Raw genomic sequence first — 21,605 nt, 5'->3', positions numbered from 1 at the left:
AAGATTTAAGAGCCATGAAAAACAGGAAAAAAGCATTCATTGGTGCAGGTATCGGGTTACTCTTCCTTTTTGTCGTTTTACCTGTCATTGGATTTTGTATCCTTAACTGGGGGATTCTCCCTCCCAACAGACTTACACCCCTTGTTGAAAGAGAAGTTAACAAGCTATTGAACGCCCAATTAACGTGCGAAAAGATAGAGCTTACCTTCTTTGAAACATACCCCCATCTGGGAGTTAAAATAGTGAATGGCAGTCTGGTTTCTTTTGCATTCAGAGATAGCATAGACCAAGCCAAGGACAGCATTTATTCTCAGGTTGATTCACTGGTTCATTTTGCACAAGCTACCGTCACATTCCGCCCGATGGATTACTTGTTCAAAAAACAGATCACCATTGGCGAACTAAGCCTTGAAAACCCTCATATTCATGGTTATATAAACGAGAACGGAAAGGCCAACTGGGACATATACAGCAGCGAAAAAGACACGGTAGAGTCTGCCGGCAATTCGTTTTTCTCCTCTTTCGATTTACAGAAGGTACGCATTGAAGACGGGCATTTCATATACGACGATATGCAAGCGAAAATGTATGCCGAAATCGAGGGTTTCGAGCTCTTCCTCAAAGGCTCGCTGATTGACGAAAAAAACACCTTTGAAATCCGCACCGGATCAAAGGCCTTCCTGTTTGAAAGCCCCTCATATTCTCTGAAAAACGAACTGGCTTTTTTCTTAAAAAGCGACATAGAGTTAAAGGATAATTTTCAGACGGTTACCTTCCATGATACGGAGATGGCGATCAACAACCTGCCCTTCTCTGCTGATGGTTCCATCACCCGTTTTCCGGAAACAAACAGACTGGGTATCAACATTGAAACAAGCCTGAAGGCATCCGACCTGAATGATCTTCTCCAGTTCGTGCCGGAAGCATATTCTGCCAGTCTAAAGGATGTAACAGCCACCGGCTCCATCCTTCTGGATGGTACAATCCAAGGGGAGTTGGGCGACAGTATCATCCCGACAGTAGACCTGCGCTGCCTGGTAGAGAACGGCTCTTTCCGTATGAAGGATGTGAAACAAGGGATCGACAAATTGGAAACAGACATCAACCTGCATATCGACGGGGAAGACCTGAACGCTTCTTATGTACTGATAGACAAACTGGAAATGAAAGGTTTAAACTCTTCCATCGAGGCAAAGGGATCGGTAAAAGACCTGATGCTGTCACCCGCCGTAAATGCCTATCTGAAAGGGAATATAGACTTCACACGCATTGCACAGGATATCTTCCATCCCGATACCCTATTGTTGCAGGGAAATATACTGGCGGATATTGAAACATCCTTCCGCCTTGACGATATCACAAAAGGAAAATACAACAACATCAATGCTTTAGGAAAACTAGACATCGACAGCTTTATTGCCTACAGCAAGCCTTACGATGTGAACGTATTTATATCCAATGCCCATTTCACGGTAGACTCCACCCGCTCTACCAGCCGCTTTATCGCAGGGGATAAGCTACTGAATATGGCCTTGAATATAGACAGTATGAATGTAAAATACAAGGAGGACATCGATACCAATCTGAGCCAACTGGAATTGACGGCCAAAACATCCCCCGAAGTAGATACCGCAGCTGTTATCTCCGTTACCTCCCACATTCGGGTAGACAACATACGTACCCGCCTGCCCGACTCTACCTGGGTAGTAGCTAAAAAAGCCTATCTGGCAGGAGGGATACGTCCGGCCGAATCGAACAAGCAAACGCCCAACGTTATCGCCTCGATCACAGCCGACTCATTACGCTACTTCTCTATCCCCATGCGGACGGGAGGTATGTTGGCAAACAGTCGCTTCACCGTAGAAGCCCTCCCCTATCGCGACGCCATGCGCCAGCAACGGGCCAAACGACAAAGTGCTAATAACCAGCAAAGCAGCCAGACTACCACTCCAAGAGATACCACCGGATGGCGTGCGCGACGCGACAGTCTGAGAGCTACACAAAGTACGCAAACTGCCTCAGCCAATGAAACTTCCCAACTCCTGCGTAACTGGGAGGTAAGGGGTAAAGCATCCTTCAATCAGGCTACCCTCTTCAGCCGACTCTTCCCGCTGCGTATGCGAATGGAGAAGACAAGTGTTTCATTCGATACAAACAACATCACCTTCTCGGACGCCCGCTTCCATGCCGGAAAAAGCAGTCTGACGCTAAACGGCGAACTCAAGAATATGCGCCGGGCTATGCTGAGAGGTGGCAAGCTAACCGGCAATTTCTCAGTCACTTCCGACCTCATTAACATGAACGAGTTACTGACAGCGATAAACAAAGGTATGCAATATGCCGAGCAGCACCTCAGCGCTTCGGAGATGCACGAAATAAACTCCGGAAGTGCTGTAGATATGGACATTAGCAGCATTCAAGACTCACTCAATATAGCAGATGCCGACTCTACAGACGGTATCTTTATCGTCCCCTCATTCCTGGATCTGACACTCACGATGGACGCGAAGCATATCGACTACAAAGACCTGGAAATGAAGAATGTTATAGGCGAAGTAGTCTTGCGCAATCAAAGCGCCAACCTGAAAAAGCTGGACTTCGACTCCAACATTGGCCACGGCATCGTAACCATGTTCTACACCTCTGATAAAGAGAAGCAAGAGGCAGCTGCCGGCTTCGATATGGAGGTGCAAGGCATCCTGGTGGAAAAACTGATCGACTTATACCCGGCGATAGACACGCTGCTACCGATGCTCCGTTCGTTTGAAGGGATTGTAGACTGCCAGATGTCGCTAACCTGCGACATAGACTCTACCATGTCAGTCGTACTGCCCTCACTCAACACAGCTTGCTTCCTGCACGGCAAAAACATGGTATTGCTGGATGGTGAAACATTCACCGAAATATCTAAAACACTGATGTTTAAAAACAAGGAACGCAACGTAATAGACAGCATATCGGTAGACCTGGCTATCAACAATAACAAGATAGAGATATTCCCCTTCCTGCTTGAAATCGACAGATACCGGGTAGCCGTAGGTGGAACGCACAACCTGGATATGACGTTCGACTATCACATCTCTGTTCTGAAGTCGCCCGTCCCCTTCAAACTGGGCATAGATGTGAGCGGCGACCTGGACAAACCCAAATACAAAATCACCAAATGCAAGTATAAAAACACCTTCGACCCTGCCAAAGAGCAAGATCTGATAGCCGAAAAAACAAACATACGGGAAAACATACGGGAACTGATACGCAAACAGATCATAACAAATGCTCCTGAACTGGCTGTAGTAGAGGCTCCTCCGACTTTACCCCCTCAGGTTTCCGAAACACTTTGATCATTTCATCAGCCACTGTTCATCACTTTGGGGGAAAATCTTTTCCAAAAATGATTTAGAGGTACGTCTAAATTCATTTAGAGGTAGGTGTAAATAAATTTAGAGGTACGTGTAATTTGATTTAGACGTACCTCTAAATTATTTTTAAAGTAGGTGTAGCGTATTTTTATTACTTTTGTTGCTCAAAAAAACAAAGAACGCTGATGAGAAAACATCTGGCTTTAACAGCTTTTACATTACTATCTCTGTGCGCAACAGCTCAGAACATCCAATTACACTACGACTTTGGGGGATCTATCTACAGCAAAGACCTGGACGGGCGTCCGGCACTGACCTCTACCGTAGAAATGTTCCGCCCCGACAAGTGGGGAAGTACGTTTTTCTTTATCGACATGGACTACAAAAGCGAAGGAATAGTATCCGGATATTGGGAAATAGCCCGCGAACTGCAATTCTGGCAAAACCCCTTTTCTGTGCATGTGGAATATAACGGAGGGCTTACCAAATCGTTTCCCTTTCAGAATGCCTATTTATTAGGAGGAACTTACACCTATAATAGTCAGGATTTTAAGAAAGGATTTACCTTTACACCCATGTACAAATACATACAGAAACATGATAGCCCGCATAACTTTCAGCTAACAGCCACCTGGTACCTGCACTTTGCCAGAGAGGGCCTTTGTACGTTCAGCGGGTTTGCCGACTGGTGGAGAGAGAAGACCTCCGTAGGGGACTTTATCTTTATGGCCGAGCCTCAGTTCTGGGTAAACCTGAACAAAATAAAAGGTATAGACGAGAATTTTAACCTCAGCGTAGGGAGTGAAGTTGAATTAACTTATAACTTTGCCAACCGGGATGGTTTTTATGCCATTCCTACAGTAGCTATTAAATGGACATTTAAGTAATTATGATAGAGAAATACCTCGGTTTCGACAAGAAATCCATGACCATCCGGACAGAGCTGATCGCCGGACTTACTACCTTCTTGACCATGAGTTATATCCTGGCCGTCAATCCTTCTATTTTAGGGACAACCGGCATGGATAAAGGCGCCGTTTTCACGGCTACAGCCTTGGCCTCGGCTATTGCCACCCTATTACTTGCCTTTATGGCGAAACTGCCTTTTGCACAGGCTCCCAGCATGGCGCTTAATGCCTTCTTTGCCTTTACATTGGTGGAAGGGATGGGTTATTCCTGGCAAACAGCCCTTACTGCCATGTTTGTAGAAGGGGTTATCTTCATCCTGATTACATTTATCAATATCCGCGAGATTATATTAAACAGTATCCCGATGAACCTGCGCTATGCCATATCCGCCGGTATCGGGATGTTTATAGCCTTTATAGGGCTGAAAAATGCCGGTATTATTGCTTCTAACCCTTCTACATTCGTACAACTGGGCGAGTTTACCCCCGCCTCGGTATTGGCGATGATCGGGATTATCATAAGCGGAGCCTTGATGATAAAGAAGGTAAAAGGCGCTTTGTTTTTCAGCATTATTATCTGTACGCTGATTGGTATTCCGCTGGGAGTAACCCAGATACCGGACAACTTCCTGCCGGTTTCCATGCCTCACTCGCTGGAGCCTACCTTCTGGAAGTTCGACTTTAAGGAGTTCTTTACCTTCGACATGGCAGTTATTATCTTTACGCTTCTTTTCATGAACATATTTGATACAGCCGGCACACTGGTAGGACTTGCCACCAAGACCGGTATTATGAAAGAAGACGGGGAAATCCCCCGGGTAAAAGAAGCCATGATGTCAGACGCTATCGGCACAACTGTTGGTGCCGTACTGGGCTGTTCTACCATCACTACATATGTAGAAAGCGCCTCTGGAATAGCGGAAGGCGGACGCTCTGGACTCACCTCCTTTGCCACCGGTATACTATTCCTTATCGCCCTGTTCTTTGCCCCTATCTTCCTATTGATACCGGGAGCAGCCACCACAGGAGCCCTCGTACTGGTAGGTGTACTGATGATGGACTCCATCAAAAAGATAGACATGGATGACATATCGGAAGCCCTCCCCGCCTTCGTCACCATCATCATGATGGTCCTCACCTACTCCATCGCCGACGGCATGATCCTGGGTCTCCTCTGTTTCGTACTCGTCAAACTACTCAGTGGCAAATACAAAGAGATAAGCATTCCCATGTACATTCTCGCTATCCTCTTTATATTGAATTACATATTTATATAAGCCAAATATTAACTATATGACACAAAAACAAGCGATTAAATTTTTCGAGGAAAAGAAAATCCGTACTGCATGGGACGAAGAACAAGAGAAATGGTATTTCTCTATTGTTGATGCAGTTGCCATTTTAACAGAAAGCCTTGATCCTACTGCATATTGGAGAAAGTTAAAGCAACGACTAAAAGAAGAAGGAAATGAAACCGTGACAAATTGTCACGGTTTAAAAATGCGTGCAATGGATGGCAAAATGAGAACAACTGATGTTGCTGATACCGAGCAACTTCTTCGCCTTATCCAATCCATCCCTTCACCAAAAGCAGAACCTTTCAAGCTATGGATGGCAAAAGTTGCTAGTGAGCGTTTGGATCAAATTCAAGACCCGGAACTTTCTATAAAACAAGCCATGATGGATTATAAACGGCTGGGGTATTCTGACAATTGGATTAATCAACGACTAAAGTCCATTGAAATTAGGAAAGAACTGACTGATGAATGGAAGAAACGGGGATTACAGGAAGGGATTCATTTCGCCTCATTGACAGATATCATTTATCAAAGTTGGTCAGAGATGACAGCTAAGGAATACAAACAGTTCAAGGGTCTGAAGAAAGAAAACCTTCGAGATAACATGACAAACAAAGAGCTGATTCTTAGCATGCTTGCTGAACTCTCTACAAAAGAAATATCAGAATCTAACGATCCGGAAACATTTGAGGATCATGCCAACATAGCCCAACAAGGAGGAGAAATCGCCCGCAACGCACGACTTGAATTGGAATCCAAGACAGGAAAGAAAGCAATTTCTCCTCTCAATGCAAAAGATGGTATTATGTTAAAGGGTAATGAATCGCAAGACGTAAAGGATTGAAAGTTGAAAACGAATTGTCTCAAACTCATTTTCAACTTCTCATTTGCAATTAATCTTTAAGCCTTAATGGCTTAAAGATTTGGTGGTTTCTGCCAGGCGGACGAACTCGTGTCGGTAGCCTTGAGAGTCATCGGCCAGAGCGGTTTTCGCCAGAGCGATTACTTTGTCGTAGGAGGCTTCGCCTTTGTAGTCAGAGTTACGGAGCAGTTGGCCGAACATGGCGACGGAGGAGGCAAAGCGGAAGTCCGAGGATACATCATTCTTTTTATTGTCAATGAGGGGAAGTTCCATCTTTTTGCTGACATCACCGTCCGGCTGTTTGTAGCGGAGTTTGACTGTCAGTAGCTCTTTTGAACCAGTCAGGAAGGGCTGAACGGGTTTGGAGGGTTGCTGGTATTTCAGGTCGTCTACACTTCCAGAAACGTTGCTCTTTACACCTACCGGTATCACTTCGTAGAAGGCTGTTACTACGTGTCCGGCACCCATTTCTCCGGCATCTTTGGTATCGTCGTTAAAGTCTTCTTTGTTCAACAGGCGGCTTTCATATCCTATCAGGCGATAGGCCTGTACAAAAGCAGGGTTGAACTCTATTTGCAGCTTCACATCTTTGGCTACTGTATAGATCGTACCGCCAAATTCGGACACCAATACCCGATTGGCTTCCTGCAAGTTATCAATATAGGCATGATTGCCGTTCCCTTTCTCGGCCAATACTTGCATCTTGCTATCCTTGTAGTTTCCCATGCCATAGCCTAAGACCGTCAGGAATACACCGGATTTGCGCTTTGTTTCAATTAGTTGTTCCAAACCTTGATTAGAAGAGACTCCTACATTAAAATCACCATCTGTACACAGGATGATACGGTTATTGCCTTTGGGGATGAAGTTCTTTTCGGCAATCTTATAAGCCAGTTGAATACCGGCTCCTCCAGCAGTTGAGCCTCCGGTTGTCAGGTTATCCAATGCTTCGCGTATCTTTTGTTTGTCGCTTCCGGAGGTAGATGGTAATACTTCTCCCGCCGATCCGGAATATACTACGATAGCCACCCTATCCTGCTCCCGCAGATTATTAACCAGCAGCTTAAGGGAAGACTTCACCAACTCCAGACGGGTAGGCCCATACATAGAGCCGGATACATCAATCAGGAATACCAGATTAGAGGCAGGTAGTTCATCTCCCGCTATTTCCTTTGCTTTGATGCCGATATGCACCAGGCGATGTTGTTCGTTCCAGGGGCAGGCACCTACTTCTGCTGATATCTTCACCGGATCATTCCCCTTTGGTTTGGCATAATTATAAGAGAAATAGTTGACTAACTCCTCGGTACGAATCGCATCAGCCGGAGGCATTTGCCCCTGATTAATAAAGCGCCGCATATTGCTGTAGGAAGCTGCATCCACGTCAATAGAGAAGGTAGAAAGAGGCTCATCCGTTGCCCGTTTGAAGCGGTTTTCTACGATCTTGCCATACTCCTCTGTGTTGGCATAATAGGCTTGATCCTCAGTTATGCAAAAAAGCACTTCGGAGACCGGAGCCTCCATTTCTAGTGCAAATTCCTTTTGATATTGGATAGAGGGTTCTGCCCTATCTTCTGAGATAAGATATTCATCTTCTATCACGACAGGTTCTTCTGTCTGAGTATTTGTTTTTACAGACTTTGTTTGCGAACAGGCAAACAATACAACAGCCAATACAGAGGCAAGCAGGAATACTACATTTTTTCTTGTTTTCATAATTATTCATTTTTTTAGTATGTGAATAAACAGGCCTTTCCCAATAGATATACTTTGCCTGTCGGATTCCATAAACCGGCTGATATTTTTTCCACATCTGCAACATGAATTCTGCAAAAAACGTCTTTTTAATAGGGTTTCAAGACTTATTAATCCGTTTTTAATACCAGATTAAGCCTTTTTATCCCTCCTTCTTAATACTGTTCTTTTTACTTTGCCTCTTGATAATACCGCAATTTGAAATAAACAAACCTAGTTTTTTAATTTGAAAATATGAAGAAGAATTTAATTCTATTATGCAGTCTGCTAGCTGGTTTTACTTTGCAATCTACAAAGGTAAACGCGCAGACAGTAGCGAACGATCAGAGACTGAATTACCCGTACACCTTTGCTCCTCAGGAAGGCTTAGTAAATAAAACGGAAAAAGAACATCGGCAAGAGATTTGCCTGAATGGCTATTGGGATTTCCAAGCCGTTTCTTTGCCCAAAGACTATAAACGAGGGAAAGGAATAGCTCCCGAACTCTTACTGCCGAAGGATGATAGCAACTGGGATAAGACACGCATTAAAATACCCTCACCCTGGAACATAAATTCCTTTGCCAATCGGGATCTGGAAGGCCCCGACCATCGCAACTACCCTTCTTATCCCAAAGAATGGGAACAAGTGAAAATGGCATGGATGAAAAAGAATATCACTATCCCCGGCAACTGGAAAGATCAGCAGATTAAGCTTCATTTTGAAGCGGTTGCAGGATATTCCGAAGTCTACATAAATAAAGAAAAAATAGGCAAAAACTTCGATTTGTTCCTCCCTTTCAGTTTCGACATTACGGATAAGGTTGCTCCCGGAGAAACGGTAGAAATACTGGTAGGTGTTCGCTGCCAGTCTTTATTTGAAGATAATTCAACCATTGGCCGCCGCATTGTTCCGGCAGGTTCTATGTGGGGATACCATATCAACGGAATCTGGCAGGATGTATATCTGCTGGCTATGCCCAAAGTACATATAGAAGACGTATACATAAAGCCATTGGTGTCGAAAAATACATTGGAAATAGAAGTAACTGTACAGAACAAAACAGCCCAGAAAGCAGATATACAACTGCAAGGGAATGTTCGTGAATGGATCAATAGCGCAGGAACCGACATGCATTCCGCCCCCGTTCCAGCCTGGACGCTCGGCACGGAAGCATTGCAAATAGCTCCTTCCAAAGTATCTGTTGCTGCCAACACCTCACAGAAAGTAACGCTACAGGTAGCTGTAAATGAAAACACCTTGCAATACTGGACTCCTGAACAACCTAAACTATACGCTTTACTCCTGTCTATAAAAGACAAGAAACAAACCGTTGACACAAAGTACGAACGCTTTGGCTGGCGCGAATGGACATTAGTGGGGGCTACACAATACCTAAACGGCAAACCTTATGCTTTGCATGGCGACTCCTGGCACTTCATGGGTATTCCGCAAATGACACGTCGTTACGCCTGGGCTTGGTTTACAGCCATTAAAGAGATGAATGGAAATGCCGTACGTCCGCATGCGCAAATTTATCCCCGTTTCTATCTGGACATGGCCGATGAAATGGGTATCTGTGTACTGAACGAAACAGCCAACTGGGCCAGTGACGGTGGGCCGAAACTAGACTCTGAACACTTCTGGCAAGCATCGAAAGAACACTTGAGACGCTTCGTCTTGCGAGACCGGAACCATGCTTCCATCTTTGGTTGGAGTATAAGCAACGAGAATAAACCCGTTATCCTGCATGTATATAACCGTCCGGACCTACTACCCGGCCAACAAAAGGCATGGGAGGAATGGAGAGATATCGTACAACTGCATGACCCTACCCGCCCCTGGATCTCCTCTGACGGAGAGGATGATGGCGACGGTATTCTACCGGTAACAGTAGGCCACTATGGAGACATCAACTCTATGAAAGAGTGGATTAACATCGGTAAGCCCTGGGGAATCGGTGAACACAGTATGGCGTACTACGGCACACCGGAACAGGTATCTATATACAACGGAGAACGTGCTTATGAATCACAGGAAGGACGCATGGAGGGTTTGGCTAACGAGAGTTACGACCTGATAGCCGAACAACGTAAAATGGGAGCGTCATATAGTACAGTCTTCAATATGGCATGGTATGCTTTGAAGCCCTTAGCACTCGGTAAAAAAGACATCACCCAAGCGCCTGACATCAATAAAGATGGTATCTTCTTCGCTGAATATCGTGAAGGTATCCCAGGTGTACAACCCGAACGCATGGGGCCTTACAGTACAACATTTAATCCAGGTTATGACCCTACCCTGCCACTCTATCAGGAATGGCCGATGTTCGCTGCCTTACGTGCAGTGAATGCTCCGGGAGCACCTGCCTGGTCTCCTTACGCCGTAATTGATAAAGCGCAGTACGAAGCTCAGCAAGCTCCGGCGGCAACTAAAGACTATAAAGAAGTAGTATTTATCGGTGATCCGGATAGTAAAGTAAAACAACTTCTGGATGCACAGGGCGTAGTCTTCGCCTCTAAAGTAACTACTCCCGCCTCTTTGCTGTATATCGTAGATGGTAATCAGGCATTAGCTGCAAACACTAAAAAGGAAATACAGAAGCAAATAAGCAAAGGAGCGAACATCTGGATATGGGGGCTTGTGCCGGAAACTGTAGCTGATTTTAATGAAATACTGCCACTTCCGGTAGCCTTAGACGCCTTGAAGCGTTCGTCTTTCCTCCCTGTACAGAAAGCATGGATGCGCGGATTGAATAATTCCGATTTTTATTTCTGCGAACTTCAAAGAACGGATGCTTGTAACTACTCACTGAAAGGCCTATTAGTAGAGGAAGGTGAAGTGTTATTAAACGCTTGCAAAACCGATTGGCGCAAATGGAACAAACGTCCCGAAGAGATCAAAACTGCCGGTACAATCCGTAGCGAATATGAATGTACGGCTGCCACTCCGGTGTTTGTAAAATACCAACACGGCTCCTCTACGTTCTACCTGAGCACATTAACGGAGTTTGCTAATTCGGAGAAAGGGTATAACACCCTAAGCTCTATTCTGAAAAACGCAGGAATTAATTACAAAAAGCCGGAAATCAGCATCAACGAAGTGTTCTTCTTACGTGATGAACAGGTGAATTTCCCGGTAGCCGCTAAGGAAAAAATGACAAAAGACAGCCAGGAATGGGCATTAGAATTCTATGTATTCAGTCCACGTCCGCTGGACGACTTGTTGATAGAGCCTAACATGCCTAAACTCTCTCTGATGCTGAAAGCAAAGAATCGTAAATTGTTCATCAACAATGAGCCCTATAGCAACGTATCTCATGACGGAAAGAACGAAATAGTCTACAAAGAGTTGCCTCTGTTACAAGGATGGAACAAATTAGTTATCAAAATAGGAAACGAAGACCGGGACGAGTTTAGCGCTTTCTTCAAGTGCGATAACAAGAAGGATTTTCTTCCTTTATTGAAAGTAGCTTTTGTTAATCCGGAGACGAAATAAGAATATTTTGTCTACATTTGCCTCAAAACAAACACTTGTTCGGAAGGAAAAACATATCGAAACTAACCGATGAAGAGCTGCTGGCAAGCTACAAAAGCTCCGGAAAAACTGACTATTTCGGTGAGTTGTACAATCGATACATACCCCTTTTGTACGGAGTTTGTTTGAAATATTTGCACGATGCGGATAAGTCGCAAGATGCCGTTATGCAACTCTTTGAAGACCTGCTACCCAAAGTTTCCAATTATGAAATAGGCTTGTTTCGTACCTGGATATACAGTGTAATTAAAAACCACTGTCTGCAGATCTTGCGGAAAGAAAGTCGGGAAATAACGGTTGATTTTGGAGTCAATATTATGGAATCCGACGAAGTTTTGCATCTATTAAGCGAAGAAGAAGATGAAGAGCGTCTGGAAGCCTTGAAGCATTGTATGGAGAGGCTTCCGGAAGCACAACGAACCAGTATTACACATTTTTTCATGGATGAAATGTCGTATGCTGATATCACCGATGTGACAGGATATACACTTAGCCAGGTGAAAAGTTATATCCAGAACGGGAAACGAAATTTAAAGATATGTATCGATAAACATAAAGCATGAATTTTCTGAATTACATACAAGGCAAACGTAGAGGGAAAGCGGCACATCGCATCGAAAAAGAGGCGATGAAAGATCCTTTTCTGGCTGATGCATTGGAAGGTTACGATCAGGTAAAGGATGAAAAACATGCACAACGTATCGAAGATATCCGGACAAAGATCAGTCGCAAAACACAAAAGAAATACCAACTCATACAAACGATAGGCGTAGCAGCCAGTCTGCTGGCCTGCATTGGGCTTGGCGCTCATTTTCTGCTACAGGAAGACAGCCCTCTCAGACAAGAAAGCCAGGTTGCCCAAACCATTGATATTGTAACCAAAGAAGCTCCGGCAGACGAATTTCTGTTTGAGAATGAAGCGGCTGACATGGACGTTCAGGAGCAATCTATGGCTAAACAGTCTGCCAGATCACGCACCCTGACGGTTCCCGAACCCATACCCACAAACGAAATAAAAGTAGCCGGAAATCCCCGACCTGTAACCGGTAAAAAAGCCTATGAAGAGTATGTGGAAGAAAACATCTTCTATCCCGTATTCGACGAGTGCAATAATGCCAAAGGCAAGGTAATCGTAGCCTTCCAGGTCAACGCCAAAGGACGGCCTTATAACCTGGATGTAAAAAAATCACTCTGCCCTACAGTAGATATGGAAGCCATCCGTGTGGTGCAAGAAGGTCCCAGCTGGACACCCGGCGACAAAGAAGTATACGTAACCATTCGCTTCTAATGGTTTAGCCCCCCAACAGAACATAATTGTACAAAATTGATCTATGTTTATACGCAGATAAGTGTTTTTTTAATACTTTTACATCTGTAATCTAACATTTGTTAATTTATACTTTATGAAACGCTTAGTTAAAACCATAGTTTTCTTATTTGTTTCCTTCCTTCTACTCTGCGGATGCAACAGCAAACAAGGCAAAGAAAATAGCTTTAAAATCGGGGATAAAACATTTCTTGTAAACGGGAAACCTATTGTCATTAAAGCGGCAGAAATCCATTATACACGTATCCCTTCCGAATATTGGGAGCATCGTATCCGGCTATGCAAAGCCCTTGGTATGAACACCATCTGCATCTATGCTTTCTGGAACATACACGAACAAAAACCGGGTGAGTTTAACTTTAGCGGAAATAACGACATTGCCGCTTTCTGCCGCCTGGCGCAGCAATATGATATGTACATTATGCTACGTCCCGGCCCATACGTTTGCTCCGAATGGGAAATGGGTGGGCTTCCCTGGTGGTTGCTTAAAAAAGAAGATATTGCCCTGCGTAGCAACGATCCTTACTTCCTGGAACGTACCAAACTGTTTATGAATGAAATCGGCAAACAGTTGGCCGACCTGCAAATCACACGGGGAGGCAATATCATCATGGTACAGGTAGAAAACGAATATGGCTCGTATAACACTGATAAAGAATACATAACCAATATCCGCGACATCGTAAAAGGAGCTGGCTTTACAGAAGTACCTTTATTCCAATGCGACTGGAGTTCCAACTTCCTGAACAATGCCCTGGACGACCTGCTATGGACAGTAAACTTCGGTACAGGAGCCAACATTGACGAACAATTCAAGAAACTGAAAGAGGTTCGCCCCAATACCCCACTGATGTGTAGCGAGTTTTGGAGCGGCTGGTTCGACCATTGGGGAAGAAAACACGAAACACGCGATGCCGAAACTATGGTAACAGGCATGCGGGATATGCTCGACCGCAACATTTCCTTCTCTTTATATATGACGCATGGAGGAACAACCTTCGGCCATTGGGGCGGGGCAAACAGTCCGGCATACTCTGCCATGTGTAGCTCATACGACTATGACGCTCCCATCAGCGAAGCCGGCTGGACAACTCCCAAGTATTTTGCTGTCCGCGAGCTGCTGGCCAACTATCTTTCAGCAGATGAAACATTGGGCGAGATACCGGAACAGCTCCCGGTGATTGAAATACCGGAAATTACATTTACACAGGTAGCTCCTTTGTTTGAGAACCTGCCTCAGCCCATAGAGTCGGAAGATATCAAACCGATGGAACAGTTTGATCAGGGATGGGGTACTATTCTCTATCGTACGACATTACCAACTGATGTAAAGGAAGGAACAAGCCTTCGGATTACAGAGGTACATGATTGGGCTCAGGTATATGCCAATGGCAAATTACTGGCTCGTCTGGACCGTCGCCGAGACGAATACAGTACGAAACTTCCGGCGCTGAAAGCGGGTACACAGTTAGATATACTGGTAGAGGCCATGGGACGTGTAAACTTTGATGTAGCCATTCACGACCGGAAAGGGATTACCGAAAAAGTAGAGTTGGTAGCCGAAAACGGAAATACAGAACTAAAAAACTGGAAAGTGTACAGCTTCCCGGTAGACTATGCCTTCTCCAAAGACAAAAAATACGCTACCGGAAGCAAGGTGGAAGCACCCGCCTATTACCGTGCCACCTTCCATCTGGACAAGACTGGCGATACCTTCCTTGACATGCAAAGCTGGGGAAAAGGCTTGGTGTGGGTAAACGGAAAAGCCATGGGACGCTTCTGGGAGATTGGTCCTCAGCAAACACTCTTCATGCCGGGCTGCTGGCTGAGAGAAGGAGAAAACGAAATCATCGTCCTCGACCTTAAAGGCCCCAATAAGGCAAGCATCAAAGGGCTTAGCCAACCGATCCTGGATATGCTTCGGGCAGAGAAACCGGTAACACACCGAAAAGAAGGACAAGCCTTGAAACTACAGCATGAAAAAGTAACTTCTCAGGGTACGTTGCCTGCCGGCAATGGCTGGAAAGAAGTGAAATTCGACACTCCAATCAAAGCCCGCTATTTCTGTTTTGAAGGCTTAAATGCACAAGACGGTAAAAACAATGCGGCACTGGCTGAGTTCTACTTGCTGGATGAAAACGGAAAACCTTCATCGCGTCAGCATTGGCAAATAGCCTATGCCAGCAGCGAAGAAACAAATGGAGGAAACTTTACGGCTGATAAAATATTCGACCTGCAGGAGTCTACCTACTGGAGCACCGCACGACAGGATAAATACCCGCATCAGGTAGTAATAGACCTCAGAGAAGAAGTAACAATCAGCGGTTTCCGTTACCTGCCACGCGCGGAAGACGGCTACCCCGGCATGGTGAAAGACTTTAAAGTTTATGCAAAAATGACACCTTTTGTTTATTGAAAAAAGTGTCCAACCCTTATATGACCTTAAATGAAGATACCAATAAGCTAATGGCTTTGGAAAGTCTTTTCCGAAGCCATTATCGCCCACTCAGGGCGTATGCCTTTCGTTTTGTGAATAACAGAGAGGTGGCAGAAGATATTGTACAGGACGTCTTCTTTGAATTATGGTCGAAGCGGGATACCATCTACTTTGACAAACCTGAAGTGGTTAAGTCTTATCTTTTTAAATCTGTCTACAACCGCTCTTTGAATGCTCTAAGCCATCAGACACAAAAGGAACAGCTACGCCTAGAAAACACCAACGAATCACTCTTGCTGGACGACTACCTAAGTATCTATATGCAAAACCAGGAACAGTCCTTATTGCTGAAAGAATTAAAAACAGAGATCGGCAAATTCATCAACACACTCCCCCCACAGTGCAAGAAAGTCTTCATCCTGAGCCGCAGTTACGAGCTCAAAAACAAAGAAATAGCCGAACAGTTAGGCATCAGCATAAAAGCCGTTGAAAAACAAATCACCAAAGCCCTCCACGAACTAAAAAACCACCTCCACAAAGAAGGATTACTCACCCTTTTCCTCCTCTACCTACAATCCAGCGTATAATTGTTTGCAGACAATTATCTGCATAATTCCTCTCCAAACAGATATATAATAGTTATCTATAAAATCGCATAGCGATTATATGTCAATAGGCAGGCGGCGCCAGCCCCTGCATTTCAACATAGCCCCCATGCTAGCTCCGAAGGAGCGATATGTATTTGGGTATCATAAACAAATCCAATCAAACAGATAACGTTCGTCATAGTCAATGTGGAATTTCTCAAGAAAATGGAGATATTCTTCTTTGAAGCTTTTTTCGCGATGATGTTCCGGTTGATTAAGTATGTAATGAACAACATTTGTTAATTGAGATTGTGAATATGAAAACGAACCATATCCCTCCTGCCATTGAAAACGATAGGGTATAAAATGTCGCTCATTAATAAATTTGGCAGAACAGGCTTTTATATCTCGTACAAGATCTGAAATTGTAGTAGTCGGTTTGATACTTATCAAAATATGCACATGATCTGGATTGGCATATATAGCATATAACTTGCAATTTTTACCAACAATAATTCCGTTGATATATTTTTGAACCTCTTCCCTGAATGATTCATTAATCAAACAAGACTTATTCTTAACTGTAAATACAAGTTGAACGTAAATTTGAGTATACGTATTTGCCATAGTTATAGGTTTTAAAATCTTTCCGCAGCAAAAATAACATAATTATCGCACATGTCGCCCCCTATCGGGGCTAATAATGAATTGTTATATTAAACGACACGGACGCAGGGGCTGGCGCCGCCTGCCTATTGACATGATGGTGCTACACACCATAAAATACTTTTTACATCATTTTTTACAACAAGAAATAAGCCCTCAAAATTGCACTCATGCTTTTGCTAAAACGCATGCATGCGATCCATGAAACGCATGGGTACTTTTCTAAAATCGCATGGGTGCTTTTTGAAGACATATCTAATCTACTGATTTTCATCACGAATTCCTCTTTGTGACTTCCGCTTAAAAAAACAGAAATAAAATACAATAACTACCCCTGTATCATCCCTCCTTTTGAAATCTTTTTCTCAAAAAAAATCGAATAAGAGGTAGGGTAAACACTTTTTGTTTTGTATTACTATTAGATAAGTGTACCATGGAAAATTATAATACGACAGATATAAACCTCATTATCATTCATTATCTGGATGGATCGGCTACATTGGAGGAGAAAGCTATCCTTCTTCAATGGCTCAAATATTCGGAAGAAAACAGAAATGATTTTACCGACACACGGGATCTTTGGCTTTCTTCTTACGAGGCTGTAGCCGAAAATGAACTCGACATAGAAATCGCCCTGGAGCGTCTGCGTAGCCGGATACTTAAGGAGTATAAACTCTCCAAATCTCCCAAACGTAAATGGAATAGCTGGTATCAAGCGGCAGCCGTTCTGTTGGTATTATTAGGTATGGGATATTGGTTCTCTACCCGCTTCTCGCCTGCTACTGAAGTTGTAACACAATACCAACTAATCACTGCCAAAGGAAGCAAAGGACGCTTCACATTGCCCGATGGGAGCATTGTATGGCTGAACTCCGAGAGCAAACTTACCTACCCGGAAACCTTTAGAAAAGACAAACGCCTGGTTACACTAGAAGGAGAAGGTTATTTTGAAGTAACCGAAAACAAAGAAAAACCCTTTATCGTACAGGCCGGACTGATTGACGTAGAGGTACTGGGTACAGCCTTTGATATATCTAACTACCCCTCGCAAAACCTGGTTGAAACGGTCTTGCTAAACGGAAGCGTAAAGCTGAGCGGAGAGCGCTTCAATAAAGATATTATCCTGAAACCCGATCAGATATTTGAATACGACAGAAGCAGTAACAAAGCTACCATATCTCAGACAACTGCCCGGCTGCACGTAGATTGGATAAAGGAACGCCTGGTCTTTGACAACGACCGCTTATCCGATATCCTGATCAGTATGGGGGGATGGTACAACCTGACGATTGATTGCCCGAAAACTTTTGCCGAGAAAACTCGCATGTCGTTCACCATCAGAGGTGAAAGCATAGACGAAATACTAAATGCCATGAGCCTCATCATACCCATCCGGTATGAAATAACCCCTGAAAATGTGAAAATTATACCTAAAAATAAGTACGTGATTTATTAACCCTACAAAACAATACTGCATGAAACACAAGAGATAAGCAAAAAGAAAATAGGCGGATGCTGCAACACCCACCTATTCGGAGATTCAATTAACGATCTCATTTTCTGCAAAAAATGAGATACAATACTAATTTAAAACCCACGTAAAAGTATGAATTTTTTTTATAGGAATGGTACACTATGCCATTTCTTAACCGAAAAACACATCCGAGTTATGAGACTCACTGTATTACTGCTAACGATCGCGCTGTTAAAAGTTTCAGCCGTTGAAACGAATGCGCAAAGTACACGTATCAATCTCGACATGAGTAATGCCACCGTAAAGGAAGTCTTAAAAGAGATTGAGAACAACAGCGAATTTACTTTCTTCTATAACGACGAAAGTATGGATATGAACCGCCGGGTAAACATCAAAGCAAACAACAAGCAGATAAAAGACGTATTGTCGGAAATGCTGCCGAATTGTACCTACAAGGTAGAGAATAAGAACATCATCCTTATTCCCAACGCGATGATCGCCCAGCAGAACACACGTACCATCACGGGTATTGTGTCTGATCAGTTCGGAGAACCCCTTATCGGAGCTACCGTAATGGTGAAAGGCTCTACCACCGGTACGATAACCGATATGGACGGAGGATTCAGCATCACTTCTACACCTGGTGCCGTGCTTATTATTTCGTATATCGGATATCAGAGCAAAGAGGTGGCAGTAGGCAATCAAAGCAACCTGTCCGTTACCCTGGAAGAAGACAATCAACGACTCGACGAAGTAGTGGTGATTGGCTATGGTACGCAGCGCAAGGGCGATGTTACCAGCTCCGTAGGATCGGTAAAACAGGAGAGCTTCCTGAAAGGTGCCGTAAAAGATGCCGGACAGCTGATCATGGGACAGGTAGCCGGTCTGACGATTACCAACCCGAACGGTAATCCGGCCGGAGACACGGAAATCTTGTTACGCGGTAACACAACAATCGCAGGAACCAGTGCCAATCCGCTGATCTTAATAGACGGTGTACCGGGCGACTTCAAAACTGTAGCGCCGGAAGACATCGAAAGCATAGACGTTCTGAAAGACGGCTCGGCTGCTGCTATCTACGGTACACGCGGTACGAACGGTGTTATCATGATCACCACAAAAAAGGCTAAAGGTGATAAAATCAACCAAGTAGAATACAGCGGCTACATAAGCACATCTACGATTGCCAAAAAGCTGGAAATGTGTGATGCCGCCGACTATCGTCAGCAAATTGCCGATGGCACACGCGACGCAGCCTGGGATCTGGGAGCCACCACCGATTGGTTAGACGAAATTACACGTACCCCTTTCAGCCACGTTCACAACATCAGCCTGAAAGGTGGAAACATGGAAACAAACTACATTGTAAACCTCAACTACCGCTCTATGCAGGGTATCTTCAAGAAATCCGACTACAATGTATTCCAGGGAAGAGCTGAAGTGAACCATAACATGTTCGACAACAAGTTGAAGCTCAACGTAGCAATCATCGGCAACCAGACTGATTATACCTCCACTGCCGATGGTGGTTCCTTCAACAACTACATCTACCGTCAGTCACTGATACACAATCCAACAGAGCCCGTCAAGAAGCAAGACGGAACCTGGTATCAGAACGTAGGGATCTTCGAGTATGAAAACCCCATGAGTCAGTTGTACGAAACAGACGGAAAACAGGATATTTCCCAGACTCGTTTCACCGGAAATATCACTTATAATCCGATCAACGACCTAACATTGAAGGCTCTCTTCTCTTACGACAAGAAACACAGTTACGGAGGATATTACGAAACCAAACAACATGCCTCCAACTTGCGCGACGGAAGGAATGGATATGCCGCAATAGGTGCCTCTACCGACATGACGAAGCTAATGGAGCTGACAGCTCAGTATCAGAAAGAAATCAGCGGACATAACTTCTCCGTCCTGGCCGGTTACAGCTACCAGGGAAAAGATTACAGCAATCAGTACGAGAGAAACTATGACTTCCCAACCGATATCTACAGTTATAACAACATCGGTATGGGAAATGCACAGAAAGACGGCTTGGGTACCATGTACAGCTACCGTTTGGAAAGCAATCTGATCGGTTTCTTCGGACGTCTGTCCTATGCTTATAAGAATCGCTATCTTTTGATGGCCAGCCTTCGTCACGAGGCAGGAAGTCAGCTGGTAAATACAAAGAATCCCTGGGGTACATTCCCTTCTGTATCCGTAGGATGGAGAATTACTGAAGAAGAATTCATGCAAGGACAGGATATCTTCAACGACCTGAAGTTCCGTGCCGGTTACGGAGTTACGGGTAGTCTCCCCAGCAATTCATTCCTCGGTGTGTCGACATTGAGCTACGGAAGCTACTATTATTCCGACGGTAAATGGATACAGTCTTTATCTCCTTCGCGGAACCCTAATCCCAATCTGAGATGGGAAGAAAAGAAAGAAACGAACGTCGGTTTAGACTTCAGCATCCTGAAAGGACGCATTGGTGGTAGCATCGACTATTATGTGCGCAACATCGATGGTCTGTTGTACGACTACGCTGTACCATCTCCTCCCAACGTATTCAATAGAACACACGCTAATGTGGGCGAGATGAGCAACAAGGGTGTGGAAGTGTTGTTGAACTTCGTACCGGTTCGCAACAAGGATTTCAACTGGTCCTCTACCGTTACCTTCTCCACCAATACCAATAAGCTGAAGAGTTTATCGAATGAGCTCTACCAGACCTCTACCGACTATATCATGACCGGTTGGATACAAGAACCCGTCAAAGTGGAGTCGCATATTGTAAAGGTTGGCGAGCCCATTGGTCAGTTCTACGGATATAAAGTGATCGACATTAGCGACGATGGCAAGTGGGTCTATGAAGATCGTGACGGCAATGCCGTAGCTTACGACGACTTCTCCCACTCCTTTGAAGACAAGAAAGTAATCGGAAACGGACTTCCTAAGTATTATGCCGGCTGGAACAACAGCTTTACATATAAGAACTTCGATTTGTTCATCACCATGCGCGGAGCCTTCGACTATCAGATCATCAACTCGGCTCGCATGTTCTACGAGAACAACAATCGCCAAGACTGGAACCGTCTGAAGTCGGCAGCCGACAAGGTATTCGGCAAACGTCCGCTCGACTCCTCCATTCCGGGAGAGTTTAACAGTTATTATGTGGAAAACGGCGACCATTGGAAGATCGATAACATCACATTAGGTTACACGCTACGGAATACAGGCATCAAATACCTGCAAACCTGTCGCTTCTATGTATCGAGCCTGAACACACTTACGATTACCGGATACAAAGGAACCGATCCGGAAGTATCACGTTCCGGATTAGCTCCCGGATACGACAATAGAGACCAGTACCCCAATGTACGTTCATTTACTTTTGGTGTGAATCTAACTTTCTAACTTAT

The 21,605-nt window shown here is 44.4% G+C and carries 13 protein-coding genes; 11 read left to right on the top strand and 2 right to left on the bottom strand.

Features of this window, described 5'->3' with window-relative positions:
• Window positions 1-14 precede the first annotated feature (14 nt).
• The 4 genes from M2470_RS10300 (at window position 15) to M2470_RS10285 (ending at window position 6,409) form a co-directional block, all read left to right on the top strand.
• Window positions 15-3,341 carry an AsmA-like C-terminal region-containing protein gene (locus M2470_RS10300; protein WP_280744895.1) on the top strand — a complete coding sequence of 1,109 codons (3,327 nt, stop codon included), beginning with the start codon at window positions 15-17 and terminating at the stop codon, window positions 3,339-3,341.
• Window positions 3,342-3,544: 203 nt separating this feature from the next.
• The gene (locus M2470_RS10295) at window positions 3,545-4,246 is read left to right on the top strand and encodes a DUF5020 family protein (RefSeq protein WP_280744896.1); all 702 of its coding nucleotides are present in this window, start codon (window positions 3,545-3,547) and stop codon (window positions 4,244-4,246) included.
• A gap of 2 nt (window positions 4,247-4,248) precedes the next feature.
• Window positions 4,249-5,544, top strand: a complete 1,296-nt coding sequence (locus M2470_RS10290; protein WP_280744897.1) for an NCS2 family permease — start codon at window positions 4,249-4,251, stop codon at window positions 5,542-5,544.
• Window positions 5,545-5,560: 16 nt separating this feature from the next.
• Window positions 5,561-6,409, top strand: coding sequence for a Bro-N domain-containing protein (locus M2470_RS10285; protein WP_280744898.1), 849 nt, complete (start codon window positions 5,561-5,563; stop codon window positions 6,407-6,409).
• Between the two features lie 63 nt (window positions 6,410-6,472).
• On the opposite strand, the gene M2470_RS10280 is transcribed toward M2470_RS10285, so the two are convergent.
• A complete protein-coding gene (locus tag M2470_RS10280) occupies window positions 6,473-8,143 on the bottom strand; it encodes a VWA domain-containing protein (protein WP_280744899.1) in 1,671 nt (556 codons plus the stop codon).
• Between the two features lie 273 nt (window positions 8,144-8,416).
• Here M2470_RS10280 and M2470_RS10275 point away from each other — a divergent pair, with 273 nt between their 5' ends.
• From M2470_RS10275 to M2470_RS10255, 5 genes are all read left to right on the top strand, one after another.
• Window positions 8,417-11,659, top strand: a complete 3,243-nt coding sequence (locus tag M2470_RS10275; protein WP_280744900.1) for a sugar-binding domain-containing protein — start codon at window positions 8,417-8,419, stop codon at window positions 11,657-11,659.
• Between the two features lie 35 nt (window positions 11,660-11,694).
• Window positions 11,695-12,261 (top strand): sigma-70 family RNA polymerase sigma factor, encoded by a 567-nt coding sequence (locus M2470_RS10270; RefSeq protein WP_280744901.1) that lies wholly within the window; start codon window positions 11,695-11,697, stop codon window positions 12,259-12,261.
• The gene (locus M2470_RS10265; RefSeq protein WP_280744902.1) at window positions 12,258-12,986 is read left to right on the top strand and encodes an energy transducer TonB; all 729 of its coding nucleotides are present in this window, start codon (window positions 12,258-12,260) and stop codon (window positions 12,984-12,986) included. Before M2470_RS10270 ends, M2470_RS10265 begins: the two co-directional genes overlap by 4 nt.
• Window positions 12,987-13,101: 115 nt before the next feature.
• A complete protein-coding gene (locus tag M2470_RS10260; RefSeq protein WP_280744903.1) occupies window positions 13,102-15,441 on the top strand; it encodes a beta-galactosidase in 2,340 nt (779 codons plus the stop codon).
• A gap of 20 nt (window positions 15,442-15,461) precedes the next feature.
• A complete protein-coding gene (locus M2470_RS10255; RefSeq protein WP_280744904.1) occupies window positions 15,462-16,049 on the top strand; it encodes an RNA polymerase sigma-70 factor in 588 nt (195 codons plus the stop codon).
• A gap of 162 nt (window positions 16,050-16,211) precedes the next feature.
• Here M2470_RS10255 and tnpA read toward each other — a convergent pair whose 3' ends face one another.
• On the bottom strand, window positions 16,212-16,676 hold the full coding sequence (tnpA, locus tag M2470_RS10250) for an IS200/IS605 family transposase (RefSeq protein ID WP_280744905.1): 465 nt from the start codon (window positions 16,674-16,676) through the stop codon (window positions 16,212-16,214).
• 472 nt (window positions 16,677-17,148) lie between these two features.
• On the opposite strand from tnpA, the gene M2470_RS10245 reads away from it, so the two are divergent.
• Both M2470_RS10245 and M2470_RS10240 read left to right on the top strand, forming a co-directional pair.
• Window positions 17,149-18,171, top strand: a complete 1,023-nt coding sequence (locus tag M2470_RS10245) for a FecR domain-containing protein (RefSeq protein ID WP_280744906.1) — start codon at window positions 17,149-17,151, stop codon at window positions 18,169-18,171.
• Window positions 18,172-18,384: 213 nt separating this feature from the next.
• Window positions 18,385-21,600, top strand: coding sequence for a TonB-dependent receptor (locus M2470_RS10240; protein ID WP_280744907.1), 3,216 nt, complete (start codon window positions 18,385-18,387; stop codon window positions 21,598-21,600).
• Window positions 21,601-21,605 lie beyond the last annotated feature (5 nt).

Origin of the sequence: Parabacteroides sp. PH5-46 (assembly GCF_029892785.1) — a bacterium.
Lineage (GTDB): Bacteria > Bacteroidota > Bacteroidia > Bacteroidales > Tannerellaceae > DFXE01.
The sequence above is the reverse complement of the archived record's forward strand: the minus strand, read 5'-3'. Positions and strand labels throughout refer to the sequence as shown.

Excerpts from the sequence above, each read along its gene's own strand:
- M2470_RS10300 (WP_280744895.1), top strand. The coding sequence starts at position 15 with ATGAAAAACAGGAAAAAAGCATTCATTGGTGCAGGTATCGGGTTACTC.
- M2470_RS10295 (WP_280744896.1), top strand. The coding sequence starts at position 3,545 with ATGAGAAAACATCTGGCTTTAACAGCTTTTACATTACTATCTCTGTGC.
- M2470_RS10290 (WP_280744897.1), top strand. The coding sequence starts at position 4,249 with ATGATAGAGAAATACCTCGGTTTCGACAAGAAATCCATGACCATCCGG.
- M2470_RS10285 (WP_280744898.1), top strand. The coding sequence starts at position 5,561 with ATGACACAAAAACAAGCGATTAAATTTTTCGAGGAAAAGAAAATCCGT.
- M2470_RS10280 (WP_280744899.1), bottom strand. The coding sequence starts at position 8,143 with ATGAAAACAAGAAAAAATGTAGTATTCCTGCTTGCCTCTGTATTGGCT.
- M2470_RS10275 (WP_280744900.1), top strand. The coding sequence starts at position 8,417 with ATGAAGAAGAATTTAATTCTATTATGCAGTCTGCTAGCTGGTTTTACT.
- M2470_RS10265 (WP_280744902.1), top strand. The coding sequence starts at position 12,258 with ATGAATTTTCTGAATTACATACAAGGCAAACGTAGAGGGAAAGCGGCA.
- M2470_RS10260 (WP_280744903.1), top strand. The coding sequence starts at position 13,102 with ATGAAACGCTTAGTTAAAACCATAGTTTTCTTATTTGTTTCCTTCCTT.
- M2470_RS10255 (WP_280744904.1), top strand. The coding sequence starts at position 15,462 with ATGACCTTAAATGAAGATACCAATAAGCTAATGGCTTTGGAAAGTCTT.
- tnpA (WP_280744905.1), bottom strand. The coding sequence starts at position 16,676 with ATGGCAAATACGTATACTCAAATTTACGTTCAACTTGTATTTACAGTT.
- M2470_RS10245 (WP_280744906.1), top strand. The coding sequence starts at position 17,149 with ATGGAAAATTATAATACGACAGATATAAACCTCATTATCATTCATTAT.
- M2470_RS10240 (WP_280744907.1), top strand. The coding sequence starts at position 18,385 with ATGAGACTCACTGTATTACTGCTAACGATCGCGCTGTTAAAAGTTTCA.